This is a genomic window from Ancylobacter sp. 3268, from assembly GCF_031456575.1.
In the GTDB taxonomy this organism is placed as follows: domain Bacteria; phylum Pseudomonadota; class Alphaproteobacteria; order Rhizobiales; family Xanthobacteraceae; genus Ancylobacter.
On the sequence record NZ_JAVDUX010000016.1, the window covers coordinates 40,916 to 66,709 of the forward strand.

General features: G+C 67.2%; 24 protein-coding genes. 18 read left to right on the plus strand and 6 right to left on the minus strand.

Annotation, left to right across the window (positions count from 1 at the left end; all coding sequences use genetic code 11):
* Positions 1 to 31: 31 nt before the first annotated feature.
* The 3 genes from glnT to J2X65_RS20630 form a co-directional block, all read right to left on the minus strand.
* Positions 32 to 1,393: a type III glutamate--ammonia ligase gene (gene glnT, locus J2X65_RS20620; RefSeq protein WP_310205060.1), complete on the minus strand. Its 1,362-nt coding sequence runs from the start codon at positions 1,391 to 1,393 to the stop codon at positions 32 to 34.
* Between the two features lie 76 nt (positions 1,394 to 1,469).
* Positions 1,470 to 1,898: a hypothetical protein gene (locus tag J2X65_RS20625; RefSeq protein WP_310205063.1), complete on the minus strand. Its 429-nt coding sequence runs from the start codon at positions 1,896 to 1,898 to the stop codon at positions 1,470 to 1,472.
* A gap of 27 nt (positions 1,899 to 1,925) precedes the next feature.
* The gene (locus J2X65_RS20630; RefSeq protein ID WP_310205066.1) at positions 1,926 to 2,399 is read right to left on the minus strand and encodes a hypothetical protein; all 474 of its coding nucleotides are present in this window, start codon (positions 2,397 to 2,399) and stop codon (positions 1,926 to 1,928) included.
* Positions 2,400 to 2,833: 434 nt separating this feature from the next.
* Here J2X65_RS20630 and J2X65_RS20635 point away from each other — a divergent pair, with 434 nt between their 5' ends.
* From J2X65_RS20635 to J2X65_RS20670, 8 genes are all read left to right on the plus strand, one after another.
* On the plus strand, positions 2,834 to 3,751 hold the full coding sequence (locus J2X65_RS20635; RefSeq protein WP_310205070.1) for an ABC transporter substrate-binding protein: 918 nt from the start codon (positions 2,834 to 2,836) through the stop codon (positions 3,749 to 3,751).
* Positions 3,752 to 3,827: 76 nt separating this feature from the next.
* Complete coding sequence (locus tag J2X65_RS20640) at positions 3,828 to 4,712, plus strand: amino acid ABC transporter permease (RefSeq protein WP_310205073.1); 885 nt, start codon at positions 3,828 to 3,830, stop codon at positions 4,710 to 4,712.
* Positions 4,712 to 5,863 carry an LLM class flavin-dependent oxidoreductase gene (locus tag J2X65_RS20645; RefSeq protein WP_310205076.1) on the plus strand — a complete coding sequence of 384 codons (1,152 nt, stop codon included), beginning with the start codon at positions 4,712 to 4,714 and terminating at the stop codon, positions 5,861 to 5,863. Before J2X65_RS20640 ends, J2X65_RS20645 begins: the two co-directional genes overlap by 1 nt.
* 34 nt (positions 5,864 to 5,897) lie before the next feature.
* A complete protein-coding gene (locus tag J2X65_RS20650; protein ID WP_310205079.1) occupies positions 5,898 to 7,082 on the plus strand; it encodes an aromatic ring-hydroxylating dioxygenase subunit alpha in 1,185 nt (394 codons plus the stop codon).
* Positions 7,083 to 7,115: 33 nt separating this feature from the next.
* Positions 7,116 to 8,096 carry an aldo/keto reductase gene (locus J2X65_RS20655; RefSeq protein WP_310205081.1) on the plus strand — a complete coding sequence of 327 codons (981 nt, stop codon included), beginning with the start codon at positions 7,116 to 7,118 and terminating at the stop codon, positions 8,094 to 8,096.
* Positions 8,097 to 8,103: 7 nt separating this feature from the next.
* Positions 8,104 to 9,783, plus strand: coding sequence for an FAD-dependent oxidoreductase (locus J2X65_RS20660; RefSeq protein WP_310205084.1), 1,680 nt, complete (start codon positions 8,104 to 8,106; stop codon positions 9,781 to 9,783).
* Complete coding sequence (locus J2X65_RS20665) at positions 9,776 to 10,567, plus strand: SDR family oxidoreductase (RefSeq protein ID WP_310205088.1); 792 nt, start codon at positions 9,776 to 9,778, stop codon at positions 10,565 to 10,567. The genes J2X65_RS20660 and J2X65_RS20665 overlap by 8 nt, the downstream gene beginning before the upstream one ends.
* A 46-nt stretch (positions 10,568 to 10,613) precedes the next feature.
* Entirely contained in the window at positions 10,614 to 11,324 is a 711-nt protein-coding gene (locus J2X65_RS20670) for a TetR/AcrR family transcriptional regulator (RefSeq protein WP_310205342.1), read from the plus strand.
* Between the two features lie 109 nt (positions 11,325 to 11,433).
* Here J2X65_RS20670 and J2X65_RS20675 read toward each other — a convergent pair whose 3' ends face one another.
* The gene (locus tag J2X65_RS20675; RefSeq protein ID WP_310205091.1) at positions 11,434 to 12,459 is read right to left on the minus strand and encodes a helix-turn-helix transcriptional regulator; all 1,026 of its coding nucleotides are present in this window, start codon (positions 12,457 to 12,459) and stop codon (positions 11,434 to 11,436) included.
* A gap of 171 nt (positions 12,460 to 12,630) precedes the next feature.
* Between J2X65_RS20675 and J2X65_RS20680 the strand changes: the two genes are divergently transcribed.
* The 8 genes from J2X65_RS20680 to J2X65_RS20715 are packed head-to-tail and all read left to right on the plus strand — an operon-like array spanning position 12,631 to position 21,000.
* Entirely contained in the window at positions 12,631 to 13,758 is a 1,128-nt protein-coding gene (locus tag J2X65_RS20680) for an extracellular solute-binding protein (RefSeq protein WP_310205094.1), read from the plus strand.
* Positions 13,759 to 13,768: 10 nt separating this feature from the next.
* On the plus strand, positions 13,769 to 14,500 hold the full coding sequence (locus tag J2X65_RS20685; protein ID WP_310205097.1) for an aspartate/glutamate racemase family protein: 732 nt from the start codon (positions 13,769 to 13,771) through the stop codon (positions 14,498 to 14,500).
* A gap of 5 nt (positions 14,501 to 14,505) precedes the next feature.
* Complete coding sequence (locus J2X65_RS20690) at positions 14,506 to 15,387, plus strand: ABC transporter permease (protein ID WP_310205099.1); 882 nt, start codon at positions 14,506 to 14,508, stop codon at positions 15,385 to 15,387.
* Positions 15,384 to 16,181 (plus strand): ABC transporter permease, encoded by a 798-nt coding sequence (locus J2X65_RS20695; protein ID WP_310205102.1) that lies wholly within the window; start codon positions 15,384 to 15,386, stop codon positions 16,179 to 16,181. Before J2X65_RS20690 ends, J2X65_RS20695 begins: the two co-directional genes overlap by 4 nt.
* A 3-nt stretch (positions 16,182 to 16,184) precedes the next feature.
* A complete protein-coding gene (locus J2X65_RS20700; RefSeq protein WP_310205104.1) occupies positions 16,185 to 17,267 on the plus strand; it encodes an ABC transporter ATP-binding protein in 1,083 nt (360 codons plus the stop codon).
* A 20-nt stretch (positions 17,268 to 17,287) separates the two neighbouring features.
* Complete coding sequence (locus J2X65_RS20705; RefSeq protein WP_310205107.1) at positions 17,288 to 18,370, plus strand: DUF917 domain-containing protein; 1,083 nt, start codon at positions 17,288 to 17,290, stop codon at positions 18,368 to 18,370.
* Positions 18,367 to 19,902: a hydantoinase/oxoprolinase family protein gene (locus tag J2X65_RS20710; protein ID WP_310205110.1), complete on the plus strand. Its 1,536-nt coding sequence runs from the start codon at positions 18,367 to 18,369 to the stop codon at positions 19,900 to 19,902. The genes J2X65_RS20705 and J2X65_RS20710 overlap by 4 nt, the downstream gene beginning before the upstream one ends.
* A gap of 42 nt (positions 19,903 to 19,944) precedes the next feature.
* Positions 19,945 to 21,000 carry a low specificity L-threonine aldolase gene (locus J2X65_RS20715; RefSeq protein WP_310205112.1) on the plus strand — a complete coding sequence of 352 codons (1,056 nt, stop codon included), beginning with the start codon at positions 19,945 to 19,947 and terminating at the stop codon, positions 20,998 to 21,000.
* Between the two features lie 2 nt (positions 21,001 to 21,002).
* On the opposite strand, the gene J2X65_RS20720 is transcribed toward J2X65_RS20715, so the two are convergent.
* A complete protein-coding gene (locus J2X65_RS20720; RefSeq protein WP_310205115.1) occupies positions 21,003 to 22,310 on the minus strand; it encodes an amidase in 1,308 nt (435 codons plus the stop codon).
* A 338-nt stretch (positions 22,311 to 22,648) separates the two neighbouring features.
* A complete protein-coding gene (locus J2X65_RS20725) occupies positions 22,649 to 23,494 on the minus strand; it encodes an arylamine N-acetyltransferase (protein ID WP_310205345.1) in 846 nt (281 codons plus the stop codon).
* A 269-nt stretch (positions 23,495 to 23,763) separates the two neighbouring features.
* On the opposite strand from J2X65_RS20725, the gene J2X65_RS20730 reads away from it, so the two are divergent.
* Together J2X65_RS20730 and J2X65_RS20735 are read left to right on the plus strand one after the other, a co-directional pair.
* The gene (locus J2X65_RS20730; RefSeq protein WP_310205118.1) at positions 23,764 to 24,237 is read left to right on the plus strand and encodes a pyridoxamine 5'-phosphate oxidase family protein; all 474 of its coding nucleotides are present in this window, start codon (positions 23,764 to 23,766) and stop codon (positions 24,235 to 24,237) included.
* Positions 24,234 to 25,574 (plus strand): GAF domain-containing protein, encoded by a 1,341-nt coding sequence (locus J2X65_RS20735; protein WP_310205121.1) that lies wholly within the window; start codon positions 24,234 to 24,236, stop codon positions 25,572 to 25,574. The genes J2X65_RS20730 and J2X65_RS20735 overlap by 4 nt, the downstream gene beginning before the upstream one ends.
* Positions 25,575 to 25,794 lie beyond the last annotated feature (220 nt).

Genomic DNA, 25,794 nt, shown 5'->3' on the forward strand with positions numbered 1-25,794 from the left:
TCGACGCGGCGCGTCCCGGCGGTTGCGTGCCTCAGAACATCTGCGCGTAGCGCGCGGTCTCCCAGGGGCTGATGCCCAGGTGGTACTCGTCCCATTCGGCGCGCTTATAGGTGATGAACTCGTTCCTGAGCGCGGTTCCCAGTGTTTTCTCGACCAGCGGATCGGCCGCGAAGGCCTCCACCGCCTCCAGAAGGTTCTGCGGCAGGAACTCGATGCCGCGCGCGAGCCGGTCGCCTTCCGAGATGTTGTACAGGTTGTCGTCATTGGGCGTGCCGGGATCGATCTTTTCGCGAACGCCCTCGAGCCCGGCCGCCAGCACCAGCGCGGCCGCCAGATAGGGATTGACCGAGCCGTCGGCGTTGCGGGATTCGCAGCGGCCGCCGCCGGCGGGCACGCGCACCGAATTGGTGCGGTTGTTCGAGCCGTAGGAATTGAACACCGGCGCCCAGCTGAAGGTGGACATGGCGCCGCGCCGCACCAGCCGCTTGTAGCTGTTCACGGTGGGAGCGAGCGCGGCGCACAGGGCGCGGCCGTGTTTCAGTATGCCGCCGATGAAGTGATAGCCGGTTTCAGTGAGGCCGAGCCCGCGCGGATCGTTCTCCGGCGCGCGGGCAAAAATGTTCGCCCCCGTCTCGCGGTCGAACAGCGACATGTTGAAGTGCGCGCCGTTGCCGGTGCGGTCGGCGAAGGGCTTCGGCATCATCGTCGCCAGCAATCCCTCCTGCGCCGCATAGTGCTTGGCCATCATCCGGAAGAAGATCAGGCGGTCACACATCGTCAAGGCATCGGCATATTGGAAGTCGAATTCGAACTGGCCGTTGGCGTCCTCATGGTCGAAGGAATACAGGTCCCAGCCCAGGCCGTTGATGGTGGCAGCCATTCGGTCGAGCCAGGAGAAATTGTCCATGAAGCTGGTGATGTCGTAGCAGGGCTTGCCGAGCGTGTCGTTCGGCGTCGGCACCGACAGGCGTCCGTCGTCCTCCTTCCGCAGCAGGAAGATCTCGCATTCGATGCCGAGATTGAAGCCGAAACCCATCTGTTCCGCCTCGGCCAGCACGTTCTTGAGCGCCACGCGGGTGCTGAGCGGATAGGGCTCGCCGCGGAAATGGTTGTCGGCCGGCATCCAGGCCACCTTGGGTTCCCAGGGCAACTGGATGATGTGGCCGAGATCGGGGATGGAGGTGAGCTCGTCCTCGTTCGGCTCCTGGCCGAGGCCATCGAGCGCATAGCCGGTATAGCGTTCGGAGCCATGCGCCATATGCTCCAGATGGGGCAGGGGCACGACCTTGCCTTTCTGGACGCCGTGGATGTCGACATAAGCGCCGATGCAGTATTCCACGCCCTTCGCGGCGAGTTCCTTCTGAAGCAGGCCGATCTTCTGGTCAGTGCTCATGGCGGGATCCTTGTGGGAAGAGGCGGACCGGGCCGGCCGCGCGGCCGGCGGCCCGGTCGTCTGGCGGCGGCTGTTGTCAGGCGTCGGCGAGCTTCAGTTCGACGAGGCGGCTCTGGTCGAACCAGGTTTCGAGCCCGGCGACCTTGAGCTCGAGCTGGCCCTCGACGACCTCGCCGATATAGGAGATTGGCAACGGCTCGTCGGACGCGTCGTCGCCATAGACGACGCAGAACTGCTGGCGCGGGCTGTAGAAGCACACGGCGCCGGCCGGCGAGCCGTATTTCGCCTTGCGCTCGCGGCCGACATCCTCGGTGAGGTAGCGGTTCTCCCACGGCGCGACGATGGGAAGCGTGAAGAAGATCAGGTCGCCGAGCAGCTTGCCGTGCTGGAGCATGGAGACCAGCGGCAGCTTCTCGCGGAACTGCTTGGCGAGCATGGGGACCTTGTCTTCCCAGACCTCGATCGTGCAGACGTCTTTCTTGTCGATGCTCAGGATGAGTTTCATCGTCATGTCCTTGCGGGGGCCGGAAGGTCAGGACTTCGGGCGGCGGAAGCCGTCGCCGAGGCCCCAGGGGAGGATGTAGTCGACCCACATGTGGAGCCGGTTGGCGTAGCCGAGCGCCGCATGGGTGAGGCGCGCGAGATCGGCCGTGCTTTCGCAGGCAAGGGCTGCCTCGACATAGACGCGCGTGAAGCCCGCGGCCTCCGGGAGACTGACGAAATCGAAGAACGACGCCTTGTAGCCGATGATCTGCTCGATCACCGCCTTCAGTGTGGCGAGGTCGGCATCGGTGTCCTCGCAGACGCGGATGATGCCCCACAGCATCTCGTCGGCGAAGGTGCGCGCCTCGCCCTCGGCGAAGATGATCGTGCTCAGATACTGTCCTCGGGCTCCGGTGCCGCGCGGCACGATGCCCTTGCCCAGGGCGGTGACCTCCTCGGGGGCGGTCAGCCAAATCCTCTCGCGCTCGGCCTCCAGGCGCGCGATCGCCTCATCCACCTGCATGTCGGCTCCTCGGTTCGCGACGCGGCGGTGCCTGCGGTCGCTTCCACATCTGCTTGACGAGTTCCCCGGGATCATCTCAGGCACGCCGCTCGCGGGGCCGGGCGGCATCGCAGGTCCAGACGCTAGCCTCATTTCAATCAAATGTTCAAATGAAATCTCCAAAAATAACTGGAAGCCCACAATTTGCGCAATATGACCGCTATTACGGCATATGTTGCTTATTTTGCTGTCAAATGCCTTGATATTTGTTGGAAAATTACTGTCCAGTTCCGATTGACAGGAAAATCATTCTCATGCTTGTTTAATCAAACATTCAATTTTCTACGCGTCCAAGCTCGAAACTGAGCCGGCCGGGCAGTCCCCGGCTCGCTCAAGGAGCGTTGCTGCGCATTTGTCGCGCCAGTTCCACCGTCCGTGAGAGAAGGACATTCCCGATGCCGTCGAGCCGCTTCCCGATCCGACATGTTGCCGCCGTCCTCCTGGCCGTCCTCGCGATGGCGCCGAGCCTCGCCTTTGCCCAGAGTGCCGTGAAGATCCCGCCGGAGACCGCCAAGCCGGAACTAAACGCGATGCTGCCCGAGAAGATCAGGACAGCGGGCGTCATCAACCTGGCGACGGATGCCAACTATCCGCCGTGCCAGTGGTACCTCAAGGACGGCAAGACGATGGTCGGCTACGAGGTGGACATCTGGGATGCGCTGGCTCAGGTACTCGGCGTCAAGCTCAACGTGGTGTCGATCGACTTTGCCGGCCTGATCCCCGGCGTGGCGGGCGGGCGCTATGACATGGCGATGGAGTGCATCACCGATCGCGTCGAGCGCGAGAAACAGGTGACCTTCGTCAATCACTCCCTGACCTATGGCAATGCTTTCTACTATGTGGCCACCAATCCCGCGATCAAGGCCGGCCAGCCGGAAACCCTGTGCGGGTTGCGCACCGCTGGCCAGTCCGGCACCGACTTCATCACCAACCTTCAGACCTTCAGCAAATGGTGTGCCGACAAGGGGCTGAAGCCGCTGACCATCAGCGAGTTCCCGCAGCAGTCGGCGGTACTTCTGGCGCTGTTCGCCGGCCGCATCGACTTCGCGCTCAGCGAGGCGAGCGCCGTAGAGGAGCTGAAGGCCAACAATCCGGTGGAGATCGTCACCATCGCCAACCCGCTCGAGAAGCAGAACTACCTCGGCATCATCGTCGCCAGGGAGAACACCCAGCTGGCGGAGGCGCTCAAGGCCGCGCTTCAGGCCATCAAGGCCAGCGGCACCTATGACAAGATCTTCGCCAAATGGAACCTCAACCATGCCGCGCTCAAGGAGTTCGGCATCAACATGACCACGACCAAGCCGCTCAACTGACGACGAGCCCGCGCCGGCGCACTGGCGGGTGCCAGTGCGCCTTCACCCGTCCCCTCGGAAGACCGGAGCCTGCCCGATGTCCAAAGCCGGAGCCGAAAATGTCCGCGCCCGACCTTCCGGCAGAGCATTCTTTGGCCCTCGGGACTATTCGCCCGCAGCGATCCGCAACCGGCTGTTCCTCATAGCCGGCCTCGGCCTGGGCCTGCTGGCCCTCAACAGCGTCGCCACCAATCCGCGCTTCCAGTGGCCGGTGGTCGGCGAATATCTGTTCGATCCGGTCGTGCTGCAGGGTTTCGCGACGACACTCTGGCTGACCGCCGCCGTCATGGCCGTCGGCGTCCTGCTCGGAATCCTGCTCGCTCTCATGGGCCTGTCGGCAAACACCTCGCTGCGCAGCTTCAGCGCCACCTATATCTGGTTCTTCCGCGGCACGCCGGTGCTGGTGCAACTGATCTTCTGGTACAATCTCGCCGCGCTCTATCCGAGCTATTCCATCGGCATTCCCTTCACCGACACGGTCTTCCTCCAGGGCTCGTTCAACGACCTGATCACCCCCTATACCGCGGCGTTGCTCGGCCTGGGGCTCAACGAGGGCGCCTACATGGCGGAGATCGTGCGGGCCGGCCTGGAATCGGTTCCCGCCGGCCAGCGCGACGCCACCAAGGCGCTGGGGCTCAACCGCTGGCAGACCATGCGCCTCGTCGTGCTGCCGCAGGCGATGCGGTTCATCGTGCCGCCCACCGGCAACCAGACCATCGGCATGCTCAAGGGCACCTCGATCGTGTCGATGGTGGCGCTGCACGACCTGCTTTACTCGGTGCAGATCATCTATTCGCGCACCTTCCAGACCATACCCCTGCTGCTGGTGGCCTGCTTCTGGTACCTCGTCGCGACGACCCTGCTGTCGCTGGTCCAGCGCCGCATCGAGCAATATTACTCGAAAGGCTACGGAGCACGATGATGGATATCAGCGACCATCGGCCGGCCGGCCGTTCCGCCAGCCATGGCGCCTTCCCAGTGGAGTTCGGCCTCTTCAATCTCATGTCCTACCGCAGCCATCCGGGCGGCGTCGCCGGCATCCTCGACGACACCCGCAACATGGTGCGGCTGGCGGAAGAGGTCGGGCTCGACATTGCCTGGTTTGCCGAACATCATTTCACCAACTACTCGATCAGCGTCTCGCCGCTGCTGATGATGGCCCACATGGCCAGCGCCACCACGCGGATCCGGCTCGGCAGCGCGGTGATCGTGCTGCCGCTCTATCAGCCGATGCGCGTCGCCCAGGAGATCGCCCTGGTCGACCAACTGAGCGGCGGCCGCGTGGTGCTCGGGGTCGGTTCCGGCTATCAGCCCTTCGAATTCGCCCGCTACGGGGTCGATGTCGAGACGCGCGGCGATGTCTTCCTGAAATACTGGGACGTGCTCGAAGAGGCGCTCACCACCGGCACAGTGACGCAGGCGGCGCAGGCGCTCGGCCTGCCCGACACCCCCGTGCTGCTGCGCCCCGTGCAGAAGCCGCTGCCGCCGCTGTTCATCACCTCGGCCAACCCGACCGTGCTGCGGCGCTTCGCTCCGCTGGGCGCGACGCCCTTCGTCACCGCCGGCTGGCGCGGCTCCGACGCGCTGGTCGGGCTCGCCCGGCAGATGCGCCGGAGCTGGTCGGAGGCCGGGCTCGATCCCCGGCCGATGCCGATCGGCCTCCAGCAATATATCCACGTCACCGACAGCCGGGACGAGGCGATGGCGGCCGCCGACTGCGCCCGCTTCGTCGGCCGCATGGCGACCGGCCTGCGCAGCCCGGACATCACCAGCACCGGCGCGATGATCGACGTGCCGCCGCTGCCGGACGAGCCGCCGCTCGACACCTTCCGCAGCAACCTGCTGATCGGCCCGCCGGACGAGGTGGCCGAACGGATGATCGGCGAAATCCGCGCCACCGGCTGCACCCATTACAGCACCTTCTTCCAGTTCGGCGACATGCCGTTCGCCATGGCGCGGCGGTCGCTGGAGCGCTTCGGCGCGGAGGTCCTCCCGATCGTCAAGCGGGAGATCGCCGCACACGCTGCCGGGGAGCCTGCCCCGCGCGGCGTCTCCGGCGCGGCACTGCATTGATCACGATGGACAGGGACACGGAGGCGAGAATCCCATGAACGCGAACGTCACCCTTCGCAATGCGCTCGACGGCGATCTCGATCGCCTGCTCGCCGAAGTCCAGGCCGGCGCGGGGCAGGACCTGTCCGTCGCCGAGACGCTGCCGGCCGCTGCCTATACGTCGGAAGCCTTTTTCGAGCTGGAGAAACAGCGCATCTTCCGCAGGGAGTGGCTGGCCATCGGGCATATCGCGCAGCTCCAGAAGGCCGGCGACTACTTCACCATCGACATTCTCGGCGAGCCGCTGATGGCGGTGCGCGGGCCGGACCGTATCCGCGTCATGTCGCGCACCTGCCTGCATCGCTGGGCTCCGGTCGCCAGCGGCTCCGGCAATACCAAACTGTTCTCCTGCCCGTTCCATCGCTGGGGCTATGGGCTCGACGGCCAGCTGAAGGTCGCCCCCTTCATGGACAAGGCCGAGGGCTTCGACCCCAAGGCGTGCAGCCTGCCGGAGATCCGCTCCGAGATCGTTCTCGGCACGATCTACATCAACTTCTCCGGCGACGCGCCCCCGCTGGCGCCCCGGCTCAAAGGCATGATCGAGGAGTTCGCCCATATCGACATTGACGACCTGATCGTCGGCTTCTCGATGGAGTTCAACTGCCCGTTCAACTGGAAGATCGCCGTCGAGACCTTCATGGAGTGTTACCACCACATCGGCGCGCACGCGAAGACGCTGCAGCCGCACAGCCCCGGTGAGCTGAGCTGGGGCGAGGACATGCACGAGCCCGATCAGGGCTGGGTGTGCCTGCGCCATCCGCTGCGCGAGGACGTGCCGACCGAGTTCGTCCACAAGTCGGGGCTGCCCTCCTTCGAGGGGATGACCGAGGAGCAGGAGCGCATCGGCAGCCTGTATCACGTCTTCCCGCTCAACCTGATCGGCACCAGCGCCGATGCGGTGCGGTGGACGACGATCCTGCCGCTCTCGGCCAACCGGACCTGGTGGATCCGGCATTTCCTGGTGCGCAAGGACGCCCGCGACATGCCGAATTTCGACGAGCTGATGCAGACCATGAAGACCAATGGCGCGGTCATCGCGGAAGAGGATGTCGAGGTCAACACGCTCCAGCAGATCGGCGCCTATTCCTCCTATGCGAAGGCCGGGCGTCTCAGCCATCTGGAAAAGCCGGTCTGGCAGCTCGCCGACTATGTGCGCGAGCGAATGGCGCGGCCGGCCTGAGCGCCTCGGGATCGATAGGGAAGCGTAGCGACGATGATCTATGCCAAACTCGGAAAAACCGGACTCGACGTGTCGCGCCTGTGCCTCGGCTGCATGCCCTATGCGAAAGGGCCGACGGGCTCGCATGGCTGGCTCTTCACCGAGGAGGAGAGCCGGCCCTTCCTGAGGAAGGCGCTCGACCTCGGGATCAATTTCTTCGACACGGCGAATGCCTATGCCGGCGGCGCCAGCGAGGAGGTGCTGGGCGCGACGCTCAAGGGCTTCGCCCCCCGCGAGGACGTCGTGGTGCTGACCAAGGTGTTCAACCGGGTGCGGCCCGGCCCGAACGGCGCCGGCCTCTCGCGCAAGGCGATCATGGCGGAGATCGACGCCAGCCTGAAGCGGCTGCAGATGGACTATGTCGATGTCTATATGATCCATCGCTGGGACTATGCGACGCCGATCGAGGAGACGCTGGAGGCGCTCAACGACGTGGTCAAGGCGGGCAAGGCCCGCTATCTCGGCGCCTCGTCCATGCATGCCTGGCAACTTTCCAAGGCGATCCAGATCCAGCGCGCCAATGGCTGGTCCCGCTTCGTCGCCATGCAGAACCACATCAACCTGCTCTACCGCGAGGAGGAGCGGGAGATGCTGCCGCTCTGCGCCGAGGAAGGCGTCGGCGTCATTCCGTGGAGCCCGCTGGCGCGCGGAAGGCTCACCCGACCCTGGCAGGCCGGCAGCGCGCGCGAGAAGAGCGACGGCTACACGCCGGTGCTCTACAGCCGGGCCTATGAATCCGACCGGCTCGTCGTCGAGCGCCTCATCACGGTGGCCGCCGGGCTCGGGCGCTCGCCTGCCCAGGTCGCGCTGGCCTGGCTGCTCGGCAAGGGGCCCGTCGTCGCCCCGGTGATCGGCGCGACGCGGTTGGAGCATCTGGAGGATCTGAGCCAGGCGGTCGAGCTGACGCTCGATCCGGCGACCCGTGCGGCGCTGGAGGAGCTGTACGAGCCCCATGCCGTCACCGGCTTCACCTGATCCCGCCATGACCGCCCATGCAGCGGCCCGCGTCGGATCGGCAGGCTTCGACCGCAGCCACGACGTCCTCGTCGTCGGTTCGGGTGGAGCCGGGCTGACGGCCGGGCTGGTCGCCGCCGCGGCGGGCCTTGATGTCGTGGTGCTGGAAAGCTCCGGCCTCGTCGGGGGTACGACCGCGATGTCCGGCGGGGGGACGTGGATTCCGGCCAATCATCGGGCACGGGCCGCCGGCATCGCGGATTCGCCGCAGGAGGCGCTCGCCTATATTCGCGCCTGCGCGCCGCCGGGCTGGCAGGAGGTCGAGGATGCGCTCTGGCGCCGCTTCGTCGTCGAGGCTCCCGCCATGCTGGCCTTCGTCGAGGCCATGACGCCGCTCGTCTTCGAGTTGCTGGAGGAGGCGGATCCCTATCCGCTCCATGCCGGGGCCTGCCGCCGCGGGCGGATGCTGTCGCCGCGCCCACTCCCGCCTGCTGCCGCATACGGGTGGCCGCGGCGCATCCGCGCGCCGCATGTACCGCACATGCTCACCTATGCGGAGATGCGGCGGTACGACGCCTGGCACTACCCGCTGCGGGCCGTACTCGGCGCATTTCCGGCGGTGGCCGCCCGCATGGCCACCGGCCGGCGAGCGCAGGGCACGGCACTGGTGCGCGGTCTGGTGGGCGGTCTCATCCGGGCCGGCGGCCGTATCCTGACGGACACCCGTGCCGTCGAGCTGATCACCGACGGCGAAGGAGCGGTGAACGGTCTGCGCGCGGAACGGCGCGGCGAAACGATCCGCCTGCAGGCCCGGCGCGGCGTCGTCCTCGCCTGCGGAGGCTTCGAGCGCGACGAGGAACGGCGTAAGACACATTTCCCCGGACCCGTGGATTTCATCGCCAGCGCGCCGTCCAATCTCGGCGACGGCCACCGCATGGCTGAGGCGGTCGGAGCGGTGCTGGCGCGGATGGACCAGGCAAATATCGCTCCAGCCATTCCGGCACGCGCGCGAGGCCTCGATCTGCCGCTCGGTACCTTCCACCACCGAGAGCCGTCCGCACTGCTGGTCGATCGCGACGGCAAGCGCTTCGTGAACGAATACCTGTTCAATCTTGGAGAGGTGTTGTTGCAGAAGGATCCGGAAACCGGAGCCTTCGCGCATCTTCCCGCCTGGCTGGTGGCCGATGCCGCCCTGCTGCGGGCCTCGCCGGTGATGAACCACTTCCTGCGCGCCGACCCCGCCTTCATGCGCCGCGCCGGCGACCTCGACGGGCTTGCCACACAGATCGGCGTGCCGGGCGATGCGTTGAAGGCGACCGTGCAGCGCTTCAACGGCTTCGCCGCCACGGGAGCCGATCCCGACTTCGGCCGGCATCTCGATCCGCTCGCGCCGAACGGGCGCGTGCCGGAGCGGCTCGCCCTGCTGCGGGAGCCGCCCTTCGTCGCCATGCCGTTCAACCTGAGCTTTCTGTCCACCAAGGGCGGGCCGCGCACCGACAGCCGCGGGCAGGTGCTCCGCCCGGACGGCTCCGCGATCGGCGGGCTCCATTGCGCCGGCGTCGCCATGGCGAACCCGTTCGGAAGCCGCGCGGTCGGGCAGGGCACCACGATCGGCCCGAACATGACCTGGGGCTGGATCTGCGGCCGCGCCCTGACCGGCGAACTCGCCGAGACCACCGAGCTGGAAGGAGAACCATCCGATGCGTGAGACATCCCAGGACACAATCGCCCTGCCGCTGTCGGGGCAAGCCGCCTTCGTGTCCGGGGGCGGAAAGGGTATCGGCCGCGCCATCTGCCTCAATCTGGCGGCGCTCGGTGCTTCGGTGGCCCTGACAGGGGCGCGCGACATGGCCGCGGCCGAGGCGACCGCCGCCGACATCCGGGCCGGCGGCGGCCAAGCCCTCGCCCTGCCGATGGAGCTGGCGGACCGGCAGTCCGTCGACGCGGCCATGGAGCGCGCCGTCGTTGCGCTCGGCCGCATGGACATCGTCGTCAACAACGCCGGCGCGTCGCGACGCGGCCGGCTGCTCGATCTATCAAGTGAGGACTGGGCTTTCGTCTTCGCGGTGCAGACGCTCGGCTTCTTCCATCTCGCCGTAGCCGGCGCCCGGCAAATGATCCGGCAGGGCGGCGGCGGGGTGATCATTGCGATCGCCGGCGCCTCCGCCCTGCGCTGCTATCCCGGCAACGGTGCCTATGGCCCGTCGAAGGCCGCGGTGCTGTCGAGCGTGCAGCAGATGGCCGTCGAATGGGCGCCGCACGACATCCGGGTCAATGCGGTCCTGCCGGGGCCGATCCGCCCCGCCGAGGTGGACTGGCAGGCGAAGGAACCGGCCTTGGCCGAGGAAGTCGGCAGAATCCCGTTGAAGCGCGCCGGCACGCCGCTCGAAGTGGCACAGGCCGTCGCCTATCTTGCTTCGGCGCGATATGTCACGGGACAGAACCTCGTAGTCGACGGAGGGAGCACGACGACGTGGTATATTAACGGTTGAGGGGAGGGCATCGACTCAATCGAGTCGGTGCGCGAAAGAGGGCGTGATGGGCATTGAGAGACGTCTGAACACCGCAGTCGGTGCCGAGAAAAAGAAGAACCCCGCCGGCCGACCGCGCAGATCGTCGATTCTGGTGGATGCAGACTCCATCGTATCGGGTGGAAAGGAAAGCTACGAGGCGGGCTCTGCCCCGGACATCCTTTGCAAGGTGGCGCTGGACCTGTTTGCGAGCCAGAATTTCTCCACGGTCACCATCAAGGACATCGCCGACGCCTCCGGCCTGAACGCCTCCCTAATTTATTACTACTTCGGCAACAAGGAAGGCCTTTTCATGAAGGCCATCGAGCGCACTGTCGAAGAGGCCTTCGCGCATTATGAGGACATCAGTCGCAACGCCGATGCGCCGGACAAGCTGATCGGCCTGTGGATGGAGCTGCATGTCCGCCAGTTCGTGACCCTGCAGAAGGTTGCGAAGATGAGCCTCGACTATGCCAACACGCAGAACCACACGCCGGCGACCGACCGCGCGATCAAGGCCCTCTACGACAAGGAGGCCAAGCTGCTCGGGGCGACGATCCAACGCGGCATCGTCGAGGGCATGTTCCGTCCGGTGAATCCGACGGAGACGGCGGCGATGATCTCGACCTTTCTGGACGGCGCCCTGTTCCGGAACGCCATGTTCCCGAATTACAACTATGCGCAGGGTATTCGCGCGATGCGCAAGGTCATCCTGACCTATCTCGCCGTCGGAAAATGACGGACCGGTGCCGGACACTCCTGGAACGGCGATACGGTGACGGGGCGCGTCGCGCGGCCCCTTCGGCGCCCCGGTTCGGATCCCGCGCGAGGAGGCTCCTGCGCGCCCGTCACAGGTTCATCAGGAAGGCTGGCAGCAACTCGCGTTCGCTGGTGATGTCGAGCTTGTCGTAGATGCGCAGCTTGTGGTTCTTCACGCCGCCGACGGAAATGTTGAGCACCCGGGCGATGGACGCATTGTGGTGGCCCTCGAAGGAGAGCCGCACGATCTGCTTCTGCCGTTCGGTAAGTCCATAGAGCCGCGCCAGCCGGTCGAGGCGGCTGCCGAAATCCTGAGCCTCTCTCCGCAGCACGAAGATGCGCGCGTCATGCAGCAGGGCATCCGTGCCCTCGCAGGTGGGCCGGAACAGGCACCATCCGCCATTGGCAGGGACGACGTGCCGGTCGGTCGCAGCGAAATGCGCCGGCAGCAGGGCAAGGTCGAAGGCCTGTCGCGCTGCCTCCGTCCAGCCCTCGGACTGGAAGAGACGGGTGCCGCCCGCCGTGAGGATGAGCATTTCCGTCGGCGCTCCGCCGGAAAGCACCGCACTGTGCGCCACCTGCCGCTCCACCATGCGGGTGATGTGCTGGCGGTGCATTTCCAGGAGAACGTCGAGCATTTCGGAGGCGAGGCGGAGTTCGCTTTCGTCAAAGGCCTCCCTGTGCCGGTCGAGGCACAAAGCGAGGAAGCTGCGCTCGTCCAGCGGCAGCAGCAAAGCGAGCTCGTCGACAATGCCGAGATCGACGTCGAGATAGCGCGCATAGGTGCGGTCCAGCGGGCCGTCCGCGCACAGCGTCCTGAGGCTAATGGCGCGGTGGCCCTCGCCGGCGAAGGGCGCGCGTGCGAGTGGATCGAGCCGCCAGAGCTTGTCGGTGTAGGCTGACTTGGCGCGGGGGGCCATGCCCGATTCGGAGAGGATGCGGGGCTGCGCCGCCGTCTCGTAGTGCGCCATGATCCAGAAATCGCAGGGGATCAGCGGGGCCACGGCGTCGATCACGCTCTCATAGAAGTCGTCGCGGCCAACGCGGGCGAGCACGCGCGCGAGATCCCGACCATAGCCGGTCGGCAGATCGTAGACGCGTTCATGGCGTGCCATAAGGGTCAACTCCGCATTGTCGCACCCCTGGTCCGAAGGCAGAAACCATGCCAACGCCGGGCGGGGCGGCGGGCGGTGACTGCGGTCACTATGGAGGGGCCGCGACCCGACGCCTTATACATCGCCCATGAGCCGCGATGGTAGTCACGCCGCTGGAAGAGGAATGGTCGCATGTCCGGGTCTCGCCTGCTCACTCCGCCTTCGCCCACCCGCCGCGACGTCCTGCGCTTCGGGGCGCAGGCGGCGATGTTCGCGACCATTGCGAGCCAGGTGGACCTGACCCGCCCCGCCTATGCCGGCGAGGCCAAGCTGACCGGACCGCTCAACGTGCTCGCCTGGGCCGGCTACAACGACCCGGAGTTGATGCGCGGCTTCACCGAGCTGACCGGCGTCGAGCTCAACATCAAGGAGGCCGAGAGCAACGGCGCGCAGCTGAGCCTCGTGCAGGCCGGAACCACCAAGTTCGACGTCATCAATCCCGACGCGGTGTGGACCTCGAAATTCGCCGCCGCGGGCCTCACCTTGCCGATCGATACCGCCAAGCTGCCCTCGCTCGCCGAGACGTTACCGGCCTTCCGCAACCGGCCGGAGACGATCTATGACGGCAAGGTCTACAGCATCCCGACCCGCTTCGGCGTGAACGGCTTCGTCTACTGGCCGGACAGGATTTCGGCGGCGGCCGCCGCCGACGCCTCGCTGGCCTGGGACCCCGCGCTGAAGGGGCGGGTCGAGATCATCGACTGGCCCGAGCTCTATCTCTGGATGACCGGCAGGTGGCTCGGCCAGGACAAGCCGGAAGACGCCACCGGCGAGGCGCTGCAGAAGATCCTCGACCGGATGATCGCCTTCCGCCCGAACATGCGCGCGCTGCAGGCCGACATGGGCACGGTGAAATCCGACCTCGTCAACCGCGAGGCTTGGATGGTGTGGGGCTCCTCCAGCGACAATGTCCGCACCACCGCCCGCCTCGCCGGCGCCGATGTCGAATTGTCCATCCCCAAGCAGGGCGGCGCCATGTGGATGGAGACCTTGCAGATCGTGCGCGGCACCGAGCATCTCGCCTCGGCCATGGCCTATCTCGACTACATGACCAGCGCCAAGGCGATGAAGCAGATGGCCTGGGGCGCCGATAAGTTCGCGGTCACCAATTCCAAGGTGAAGGACCTGCTCACCGCCGAGCAGGTGAAGGCGCTCGGCCTCGACAAGATGGAGGAGTGGGTCGCCAATTGCCAGATGAGCTTGGCGCCGGTGGACGAGAACGCCTGGGCGGACGCCTGGCAGACCTTCAAGATGGGCTGAGCGCATCGCCATGCATATACGCGTGATCGTGCCGGTGCTGGATTCCAAGGAGCTGGTGGGCAAGGCCGAGGCCGAGTACCGCTCCTTCGCCGGCGAAGGCGTCGAGATTTCCGCCGTGCCGCTCCTGCGCGGCACGCACTCGATCGAGGCGGAGTTCGACTCGGCTCTGGCCGCGCCCGAGGTCATGCGGCTCGCCCGCGAGGCCGAGGCGGACGGGGTGGATGCCTGCACCATCGCCTGCTTCACCGATCCCGGCCTGGCGGGTGCGCGCGAGCTGGTGTCGATCCCCGTCGTCGGCGAGGGGGAGGCTGCGCTCCACATGGCGGCGATGCTGTCGAACCGCTTCACGGTGTTCATCACCGAGAAGCCGCTGTTCCCTCTGATCCGCCGCGTCGTGGCGCGCTACGGGCTGGAGCGCAACCTCGCCTCGGTGCGGGCGGCGGGCGCCGGCGTGCTGGCGCTGGACGAGGGCCGCCTTCCCCATATCATCGCCGAGAGCATCGAGGCGGTGGAGCGCGATGGCGCGGAGGCCTTCGTCATGGGCTGCACCGGTACCGGCTTCGACATGGCGCAGGCGGTCGAAGAGGCGCTGCACCGCCATTTCGGCGTGTCGATCCCGGTGATCGACCCCGGCAAGGTGGCGCTGCATTTCGCCCGCGCCATGGTGGCGACGGGGTTGAAGCCCTCCAAGCTCGCTTATCCGACGCCGGCCTTCGCCCGCGCCGAATATGCCTTCGCGTGATGGCCATGCCCGGCGCCGAACGGCGGCGTATATCCCTCGCGACGCTGCTGCCGACCGCCGGATTGCTGCCGCTGGTGCTGTGGCAGATCGTCTTCTTCGTCGTCCCGGTGGTGCTGATGGTCGGGCTGAGCTTCTGGCGCAGCAAGAGCTACCGGCTGATCCCCGACTTCACCTTCGACAATTACGCCGCGATCTTCGCGCGGCCGGCGATCTGGCGGGCACTGCTGCTCTCGGTGGAGACGGCGGCGTTCGTCACCGTCGCCTGCGCCGTGCTGGCCTATCCCGTCGCCTACTTCATCGCCAAGAAGGCCGGGCGCTGGCGCGGGCTGCTGCTGGTGGCGGTGATCGCGCCCTTCTGGGTCAGCATCGTCATGCGGGTGGCCGCCTGGCGGCTGCTGCTCGGCGAGCGCGGCGTCATCAACCAGACGGTGATGGCGCTCGGGCTCGCCGACGAGCCGCTGAGTTTCCTGCTCTATTCCCCCGTCTCGACGGCGATCGGGCTTGTCTACGCCTATCTGCCGCTCTATGTGCTGCCGCTCTACGCCGCCATCAGCAACATCCACGACAGTTGGATCGACGCGGCGATGGACTTGAACGCCAGCCCCGCCCGCACCTTCTTCGAGGTGATCCTGCCGCTCTCCGCGCCGGGACTGGTGGTCGGCGCCGTGTTCTGTTTCGTGTTCGGGCTCGGCGAGTTCGTGACGCCGGCCCTGCTCGGCGGCGGCAAGCAGCTGATGTTCTCGCAGGTCATCCAGGACGAGTTCCAGCGCCGGCTCGACTGGCCGAGCGGCGCGGCCATGTCGGTGGTGCTGCTCGTGCTCGTCTTCGTGGCCCTGGCCGTGTCGATGAAATGGATCCGGCGCGCGAGCGGGGAGGCCGGCTCGTGAACCGCTGGTCCTTCGGCTGGGCGCTGCCGACGTATTCGGTGTTGCTCTACGCCTTTCTCTACCTGCCGATCGTGGTGATCGTGCTGTTCGCCTTCGACGCGAAGGCGATCCCAGGCCTGCCGCTGGACGGCTTCACCACCGGCTGGTTTTCGGCCAGCCTCGGGGATGCGCGGCTCATCGGCTCGCTTCTCACCAGCATCCGGCTCGCGCTACTGGCGGCGGTGCTCTCGACCGCGCTCGCCATGCCGGCCGCCATGGTGCTGGCCTGGCGGCCGGTGCGAATGAAGTCGCTTCTGCTCTGCCTCGTGCTCGGGCCGGTGGTGCTGCCGCAGCTGGTGCTCGGTCTCGGGCTGGTGGTGCTGTTCCGCACCGCGCCCGACCTCATCGGCCAACCCGCCATCGTGCTGGCGCACACGACGATGACGTCGAGCTATGCGACGCTGATGCTCTATTCGCGCTTTCTCGGCTTCCGCCGCAGCTATATCGAGGCGGCGATGAATCTCGGGGCGAACGAATTCGTCACCTTCCGCGAAGTGGTGCTGCCGCTGATCGCGCCGGCGCTGATCGCCGTGCTGCTGCTGGCCTTTACCGACGCCTTCGGCGAGTTCGTCGTGGCGTGGTTCCTCGCCGGCTTCACCGAGACCCTGCCCATCGCCATCTGGACCTCGCTGCGGCAGGTCATCTCCCCCAAGATCTACGCGCTCTCCGCCGTGGTGATCCTGGCGACGCTCGCCGTCAGCGTCTCCGCGCAGATCTGGATCCTCGGCCAGAGCCGGCGCGAAAGCGAGCCGTAAGCGATGAGCGACCTTCCTCCCAATGCCGTGGAACTGCGGGCCGTCAGCAAGGTCTATGGCGCGTCCACGGCCGTGCGCGAAATCTCGATGGAGATACCGCGCGGCGCCTTCGTCACCATTCTCGGCCCGTCCGGCTGCGGCAAGTCCACCCTGCTGCGGATGATCTCCGGCTTCGTGACGCCCTCGTCCGGCGATGTGCTCATAGACGGCGTCTCCGTCGCCGGCGCCACGCCCTATGAGCGCGACACGGCCATGGTGTTCCAGGACTACGCCCTGTTCCCGCACCGTACGGTCGCGCAGAACCTCGCCTTCGGCCTTCGCATGCGCAAGGTCGACAAGGCGGAGATCGCCCGCCGGGTCGAGGCCATGCTGGAGCTGGTCAACCTCAAGGGCTTCGGCGAGCGCCGCGTCAGCCAGATCTCGGGCGGGCAGGCCCAGCGCGTGGCGCTCGGGCGGGCGCTCATCGTGCGGCCGGCCGTGCTGCTGCTCGACGAGCCGCTCGGCGCGCTCGACCTCAAGCTGCGCAAGCAGATGCAGGCGGAGCTGAAGACCATCCACCGCGAGCTCGGCCTCACCTTCGTCGCCGTCACCCACGACCAGGAGGAGGCGCTGACCCTCTCCGACCGCATCGCCGTGATGAATAGCGGCGCGCTGGAGCAGTTCGACACGCCGGAAAATCTCTACCGCCGGCCCGCCACGCGCTTCGTCGCGGACTTCGTCGGCAATGCCAACCTGTTCGACGCGCAGCTCGGCGGCGATGGCCGGGTCGAGGCGACCGGCCTGCCGCTCACCCTGTTCCTCAATCCCGCCCAGCGCGGCAACCGCCCAGCCGGCGCGCCGGTCGCGCTTGTGGTGCGGCCGGAGACCATCGCCGTCGGCGCCACCGCCCCGGAGAGCCATGACGGGCGGATCGAGGCGCGGATCGAGGAAATCATGTTCTCCGGGGCGGTGCAGCAGATCGTCGGCCGCCTGCCGGATGGAAGGCGCATCACCGCCCACCAGAGCGCCGCGGTTCCCGCGCCCGAGCGAGGGGCGAGCGCCGTGTTTTCCTGGCCGAGCCAGTCCGTCTGGCTCGTCGACGCCTGACCCTTCAAGGCAGCAGATTCATGCGTGAACTCGACTATGACGAACTGGAGGCGCTCGCCATCGGCGCGGGCGTGCTCGGCACCGGCGGCGGCAACCATCCGCATCTCGAACTCATGTGCGCGCAGGCGGAGTATCGCCGCGGCCGGCGCATCCGCCTCATCGACCCGGACGAGCTCGCGGACGACGCCCGCGTTGCCGTGGTGTGCATCATGGGCGCGCCGCTGGTCACCAAGGAGCGGCTGCCGGAGCCGCAGTCGATCTGCCGCGCCGTGCGGCTCATGGAGGCGCATACCGGCGCGCCGTTCGACGCGATCATGTCGATCGAGATCGGCGGCGAGAACGCCTTCTTCGCCATGCTGGTCGGCATGGAGCTCGGCCTGCCGGTGGTAGATGCCGACACGATGGGCCGCGCCTTCCCCGAGGCCCAGATGGCCAGCTTCGCCATTCGCGGGTTGGAGGTGGCGCCCTTCGCCATCGCCGACATCCGCGACAACGCGGTGCTGATCCCGCGCGCCGAAAGCGCCACTCGCGTCGAGCGGATCGGCCGACGCATCGTGGTGGAGCTCGGCTCCATCGCTGGTACCTGCACCGCGCCCCGCTCGGGTGCCGAGGTGAAGGCGCATGCCATCCTGCGCTCGGTGTCGCGTGCCATCGCCATCGGGCGCAGCATCCAGGCGGCCAGGGCCGCCGGTGCCGACCCGGTGGCTGCGGTGGCGGGCGGCGCGCAGGCCCGGCTCGCCTTCACGGGCAAGGTGGAGGACGTCTCGCGGCGGACGGAAGGCGGCTTCGTGCGCGGCACGGTGCGGCTTGCCGGTGGCGGCGCGCATCAGGGGCGGGAGATGCTCATCGACTTCCAGAACGAGTTCTCCGTCGCCCGCCGCGACGGCACGCTGGTGGCCTCGGTGCCGGACCTCATCACCGTGCTCGACGAGGAGAGCGCCGAGGCGATCGGCGCCGAGGTGATCCGCTACGGCCAGCGCGTGGCGGTGATCGTGCTGGCTGCCGACCCGATCATGCGCAGCCCGGAGGGGCTGGCGGTCGTGGGGCCGCGCGCCTTCGGCTACGATTTCGACTACCGCCCGTTCGAGGAACTGGTCCCATGAAGCGCATCGGCATCGATGTGGGCGGCACCAACACCGACGCCGTGCTGCTCGACGACAGCACGATCCTGCGCTCCATCAAGACCCCGACCACGGCGGACGTGACGGCGGGCGTGAAGAACGCGCTTGCGCACGTCCTCGGCGGTGCGGACGGCGCCGTGCGGGATGTGCGGGCGGTGATGATCGGGACGACCCATTTCACCAATGCGGTGATAGAACGGCGCGGGCTGTCGCGGGTCGCCGTCATCCGCATCGGCCTGCCGGCGGCCTCCTCGATCCCCCCTCTGGCCGACTGGCCGGACGATCTGCGCCGCGCCGTGGAGGGGCCGGTCTTCCTGCTGGAGGGCGGCCACGAATTCGATGGGCGGCCCATCGTCGCCTTCGACCGGGCGGGCATGCGCCGGGCAGCCCAGGCAATCCGCGACAGCGGCGTCACCGCCGCCGCGATCACCGCCGTTTTCTCCCCGCTGATCGCCGACTGCGAGGCCGAGGCGGCGGCGATCCTCGCCGAGGTCGCGCCCGAGGTGACGGTCACGCTCTCCAGCCATCTCGGACGCATCGGGCTGATCGAGCGCGAGAACGCCACCATCCTCAACAGCGCCCTGCACGGGCTGGCGGGGCGGACGGTGGCCGCTTTCCGGCAGGCCATCGCCGAAACCGGGCTCGAAGGCCCGCTCTACCTCACGCAGAACGACGGCACGGTGCTGCGGGCCGAGGAGGCGGAACGCGTTCCGGTGCTCTGCTTCGCTTCCGGGCCGACCAACAGCATGCGCGGCGCGCATCTTCTCTCCGGGCTCGCCGATGCCGTGGTACTCGATGTGGGCGGCACTACCACCGATGCCGGCATGCTGCGGGCCGGCTTTCCGCGCCAGGCCAACACGCAGGTCGACATCGGCGGCGTGCGGACCTTCTTCCGCATGCCGGACGTGGTGGCGGTGGCCCTCGGCGGCGGTACCGTCGTGCGCGACGAGCCCTTCGCCGTCGGGCCCGACAGCGTCGGCTTCCGGCTGCTCGAAAAGGCGCGCGTCGCCGGCGGCGACACGCTGACGCTGACCGATATCGGGGTGCGTCTCGGCCTGATCGAACTCGGCGATGCGGGCCGGCTGGCGGACCTGCCCGCCGCCCTCACGGACATGGCGCAGCGCTGGATCACCGGCCGGCTTGCCGATCTCGTCGACCGGATGAAGACCAGCGCCGGCGATCTGCCGGTCATCGCCGTGGGCGGCGGCGCCTTCCTGGTGCCGGACAGCCTTCCCGGTGTCTCGACCGTCCTCAAGGTCGAGCATGCCGGCGTCGCCAACGCCGTGGGGGCGGCGATGGCGCAGGTCAGCGGCGAGAGCGAGCGCATCTTCTACGGCGTGCCGCGCGAACGGGCGATTTCCGAGACGCTCGCCGCCGCCCGAGCGCAAGCGGTCGCCGCCGGCGCGGATGAGGCGACGCTCGACGTGCTCGACATCGAGGACACGCCGATGTCCTACATTCCCGGCGATCCGCTGCGCGTACGGGTTCGCGTCGTCGGCGACCTCGCCGGATGACCGCGCCAACGGCAGATGACAGCAACGGCTGAAAGGGGGGACATGGTGCCGTCACCGCAGCAATTCGCCAGCGACAATTATGCCGGCATCTGTCCCGAAGCGTGGGCGGCCATGGCCCGTGCCAATGACGGCTCCTGCGTCGCCTATGGCGATGACGAATGGACGAGCGAAGCGGCGAATGCCTTCCGGGAACTCTTTGCCACCGATTGCGACGTGTTCTTCGTCTTCAACGGAACGGCGGCGAACTCGCTGGCACTGGCCTCACTCTGCCAGTCCTTTCACAGTGTGATCTGCACGGCCTCGGCGCATGTCGAAACCGATGAATGCGGCGCGCCTGAATTCTTCTCAAATGGCTCCAAGTTGCTGGTCGCGCCTCCCGGCAGGTCCAAGCTGACGCCGGAGATGATCCGCGTGCTCGCCACCAGCCGTTCCGACATCCACTTCCCCAAGCCGCGGGTGGTGACCATCACCCAGCCGACGGAGACCGGGCTTGTCTACAGCCTCGACGAAATACGGGCCATTGCCGCCCTGTGCCGCGAGCTGGGACTGAAGCTGCACATGGACGGGGCGCGCTTTGCCCATGCCTGCGCCAGCCTTCGCTGCACGCCGGCCGAGATGACGTGGCAGGCCGGCGTGGACGTGCTGTGCTTCGGCGGCACCAAGAACGGCATGGCCGTCGGCGAGGCGGTGATCTTCTTCGACCGCTCGCTCGCGGCGGATTTCGACTACCGCTGCAAGCAGGCGGGGCAGCTCGCCTCCAAGATGCGCTTCCTCTCAGCCCCCTGGATCGGCCTGCTGCAGACCGGCGCCTGGCTGCGCAATGCCCGGCACGGCAATGCCTGCGCGGCACGGCTGGCCGAGGCGGTCGCCACCGTCGAGGGGGTCGAACTTCTGTTCCCGGTCGAGGCGAATTCGGTCTTCGTCAAGGCGCCGGAGCCGGTGCTGGCGACGTTGCGGGCGCGCGGCTGGCGCTTCTACACCTTCATCGGCGGCGGGGCGCGCTTCATGTTTGCATGGGACGCCGATCCGCGGCACGTCGAACAGCTCGCCGCCGATATCCGCGAAGCCGCCCGGCTGCACCTTGCGGCGGTCTCGTAGCGCTAAAGCAGCGGCTCCAGCCGGCGCACCAGCGAAAGCAGCGCCGCGTCGCCGCCGCGCGGCCCGGTGAACTGCAGTCCGACCGGGAGACCGCCCTCGCGCCGGCAGGGAACAGAGACGCTCGGCGCCCCGGTGAGGTTGGCATGGGTGAGGGTGAGTATCTCGTCGTCGCCTTCGGCGCTCAGTGCCGGGTCGGTATCCGGAGCGACGAACGGTACGGTCGGGGCGATGACGGCATCGACGGCGGCGAAGATGCCGTTCAGTTCCGCCGTCCACCGCTCCTGCTGCGCCTTCGCCGCGAGATAACGCAGGGCGGGCAGGCTCATCCCGGCGCGGATCTGCGCGGCGGTGCCGGGCGCATAACCAGCTTCCGCCTGCCGGAACGTCTCTGCATGCACCAGCGCCGCTTCCGGTAGCAGGATGTCGAGAAGCGCCGTCGCCATCGCCTCCGGTGCGGGAAGATCGATTTCTATGATCTCGACCCCGGCCTCGCGCAGGCGCCGCGCCGCCGCTTCCATGCTGATGCGCACCTCGGGCTGCATCGCCGGATGTTCCCATTGGTGGCGCGCCATGCCGAGACACGGGCGCGCCGGCTCCGTGCTCTCGGAAAGCGCCGGCGCCAGTGCCGCGACCGCAAGAGCCACGTCCTGCACGTTGCGGCCGAGTATGCCGAGGTGGTCGAGGCTCGGCGAGAGCGGGTAGACGCCGTCCAGGGATAGGAGGCCATAGCTCGGCTTCAGCCCCACCACCCCGCAATAGGCGGCCGGAGCGCGGACCGAGCCGCCAGTGTCGGTTCCGAGCGCCAGCGGCACGATGCCCGCCGCCACGGCCGCGGCCGATCCGCCGCTGGACCCACCCGCGGTACGCGAGGGATCGCACGGGTTGTTTGTCTGGCCGAAGGCGGGGTGGGCGATGCCGTAGGCGAATTCCAGCAGGTTGGTCTTGCCGAACAGGATCGCGCCCGCCCGCCGCAGGCGGCGCACACAATCGGCGTCCCGTGCAGCAAGACGCGGCGTGAGGGCCTTGGTCGCATAGCTCGTCGCGAATCCTGCGACGTCGATGATGTCCTTGATGGCGACGGGAATGCCGTGCAGCGGCCCCTTGTCCTCGCCGCGAGCGAGCTGGCGAGTGGCCTCGTCCGCCTGACGCATCATCTCATCGGTCATCGGGTCGATGAAGGCATTGAGCCGAGGTTCCCAGCCGCGCAGCTGATCCATGGCACACCGGCAAACGTCGTTAGGCGTGAACCGCCCGGCGCGGTATCCCTCCGCCAGGGCGCGCACGGACAGGAAGGCTAAGGGGTCGACCATGTTGCGCGCTCCGGCGGTGTGCCGTCACCCCCTACGGCCGGATCCCTGCGCCGGCAATGAGGACTGCAGTCACTATGCGGCGCTTGTCCTCTCCAGGGCGGAAGAGCAAGGGAATGTTCCGCATCGATATGATCCGGAACGAGGAACGACCGTGCATCCGCCCTGGCGAACTGCTCGATGCGGTTGCCGTGGTCATGCGCAGACGTTGCCGTATCACGGCGCCTTTCACCCGTGTCATCTGCCGCCGGACGACGGATCGCCGGCGGCAGTGGCGATGCGCCATGCGGGGCAGGGGGCTCCATGCGCGCCGTGGATGCGCGGGGGGATTGGCTGCCGGTTCAGGCGGCCTGGTCGCGGCTTATGATCTGGAGCCTGTCCCAGACCTGGCGAGGCTGGGGCACGTCGAGTTTGAAAACCGTCTCAAGGGTGTCTGCAAGATGGTCGGTGCTGGTGATGCGCTGCTCGCTCAAGCTGTTCGCCGTCACGCGGCGCAGGCAGTCGTTCCGCAGCGCGACATAGCCGTCCGTCGTATGCCGGAAGATGGCGAGCGCCTGGGTGAACGGCGAGCCGGGATCCTGCATCAGCCAGCCATGCGTTGCCGTCATGGTGGTCTCGTCGCTGTAGTCGGGATGGAAATCGACGCTTTTCGCGATACCGCGGACATGGTTGACGAAGCGCAGCCAGCCGCCTTCCACCGGAATGATCGAAAAATCGAAGCCGCGCTGGCGGATCGGCCCGGCGGCAAGAGGCACCGGCTCGACGATGGCATCCGCGATGCCGACCTCGGCAAGATAGGCGCGGTCGAGATCGACGCGCAGCGTCAGATGGTTGCCGATAGCAAGGTCGCCAAGCTTCTCCCGATCGACGCCGCCGCAGAGACGGGTTACCCGGAAGCCGAGCGCCGCGAGCGCGGCTCCGAAGAGACCGTTCATTTCGTAGCACCAGCCGCCGCGCCGACCTTCCACCATCTTGGCGAAGGCGGATGCCGGGGTGATGGAGGACGGCCACCCCATGAAGGCATCCAGCGCTTCCCAGGTGAAGGTCATCAGGTGGGCGCGGTGAAGCCTTGAAAGGCTGTATATGTCGAGAGACTCCGGCCGCTCCATGCCGATCCTTGCAAGATAGGACTCGATCTGGTCCGCGGTGAGGGGCATTTCGTTTTCGTTTGCGGGTGCGTGCGTCATCCTTCGGCCTCCTTTTGTGGACCGTTGTTGAATTCTCGATGCTGTGCTGCAAAATGACGTGCCGCCGGACATGGCGACGTTGTGAGAGGCGGCACGACTGGGTGAGGTGCCGCCGTGAATATTTGGCTTTATTTGCTGTCCACACCGTCCGGCCGGTGCGGCGTCTCTATAGCGCGCCGGGAACGCGGGCGTTCCTAAATGAATGTGCAAGACATGCCGGACATCCTAAAAGTTTGCTAAGCAGCCTCATATGGGCGGTGGGGGCGGCGATGCGGCTCGACGACAAGCTTCTGGAGTTTTTCAGGCGGCCATTGATGTGCATCATCGCCGGGGCCGATGCGGTCGGGCGTCCATCTGCGGGGCGGGGCGTCGGCTTTGACGTATTGGAGGACAGGGAGACGATCGACGTCATCTTCTCCGCCTGGCAGTGGCCGCGCCTTGAGGCCGATATCCGGCAGACCGGGCGGGTTGCCGCTACCTTCGTCAGCCCTTCCGATTATGTCAGCTTCCAGTTGAAGGGGGCCGCCACCTTGCAGGACACGGGCGCGCCTGCCCTCGATCGCGCGGCGCGCTTCATAAAGGCGGCGACGGATGAACTCGAATCCCTCGGCGTGCCCCGGGGCATCATCGGGTCATGGCTGACCCCCCGCGACGCGCGGGTCACCCGGATCACGGTCAGCGAAATCTACATCCAGACGCCCGGCCCGCTCGCCGGCATGCTGGCCGGCGCGAGATTGCAATGAGGCTTCGGCTTGCCGACCTGTCTGCCTGTTTCGAAGGCGTCATTCCCTCGATCATCGCCACCGCTTCGGCCGATGGGACGCCCAACATCTCCTACCTCTCGCATGTGGTACGGGTCGACGACGACCATGTCGCGCTCTCCAACCAGTTCTTCGCCAAGACCGCGGCGAACATACGCGCCAATACCCAGGTCACGCTGATTCTCGTCGACGGCTTCAACGGCGACCAGTTCCTGTTCGACATCGAGTTCGTGCGTTCGGTCGACACCGGCCCTCTGTTCGACAAGATCGCCCTCCAGCTCAAGGCGAGCAGCGCGCAGGTGGGCATGTCGGAGGTGATGCGACTGCGGAGCGCCGATATTTTCCGGGTGCACCGGATCGAGAAGGTACCGAGCCCGGTGGAGATCGCGCCGGCCCCGGGCCGCGATCCCATCAGCCTGCCGGCGCTTTCCGAGGCGATACGGGCGATCGAGCGGCAGGCGGAGGCGGACGATATCATCGATTGCCTGCTCTCCGCCGTCCGGCGTGTGCTCGGATATCGAAACGCGCTCGTGCTGATCCGCGACGGCGATCGCGGCCGCCTGATCACCACCGGCAGCATCGGCTATGAACGCTCGGGACTGGGATCGGAAATCGCCTGTGGCGAGGGGCTGATCGGCGCGGCGGCGGCGAGCGGGCAGACGATCAAGGTCAATGACATGAGCCGGGTGCGACGCTTCGGCGAGGCGATCGGCATGGAGGGAGAAACATCGGAAGACGCCACGCGCGTCGTCACCTTCCCGCAATTGCCAATGGCGATGAGCCAGATCGCCATTGGCATGGTCGCACGCGGCGTCGTGACCGGGGTGCTCTTCATCGAGAGCACGGAGCGCTTGGCTTTCCGCGCGGAGGACGAGGCCGCCCTCGAGATCCTGGCGGCGCAGGCCGCCAGCGCCCTGCGGGGCAGCGAACAGGCCGCGGCGGCGGCCCGGCCTGAACAGACTGCGCCGGCTCCTCGGCTCGCTTCCGGCGGCCGGGAGATTCGCGTGGTACATCACCGCATCGACGACAGTGTCTTCGTCGACGGCACCTATATCGTGAAAGGCGTTGCCGGCGCGCTGCTTCGCCTGATGCTGCAATGGCACCTGAAGGATGGGCGCGAGGTATTCACCAATCGGGAGATGCGGCTGGCCGTGGGCGGCCGGATGCCCGAGATCAAGGACAATCTCGAAACCCGGCTGCTGCTACTGCGCCGCCGGCTCGAGGAAAAGCAGGCGCCGATCCAGCTCGTTCGAATCGGCCGGGGCCGCGTTCGCCTGGAGGCAAGAGGGTCCCTCACGCTCGATGCCGCACAGGAATAGGCGGGGAGGGCCGATGGGCTTCCACCCGACGGTCAATCCGCACGCCCGCTTCTCGCGATAGGGGACATGGCGCCGGCGACCATTCCGAGGTCGATCACCTCAGTGACGCAGCATGGACAAAGGCTCGCCGCTTCAGTTGCGGTGGGCGCCTCTGGGCTCACACCGGCTTGCCTCTTAGCCCACCCACTCTCATTTCGATGAATCATACGCCCACATTTGG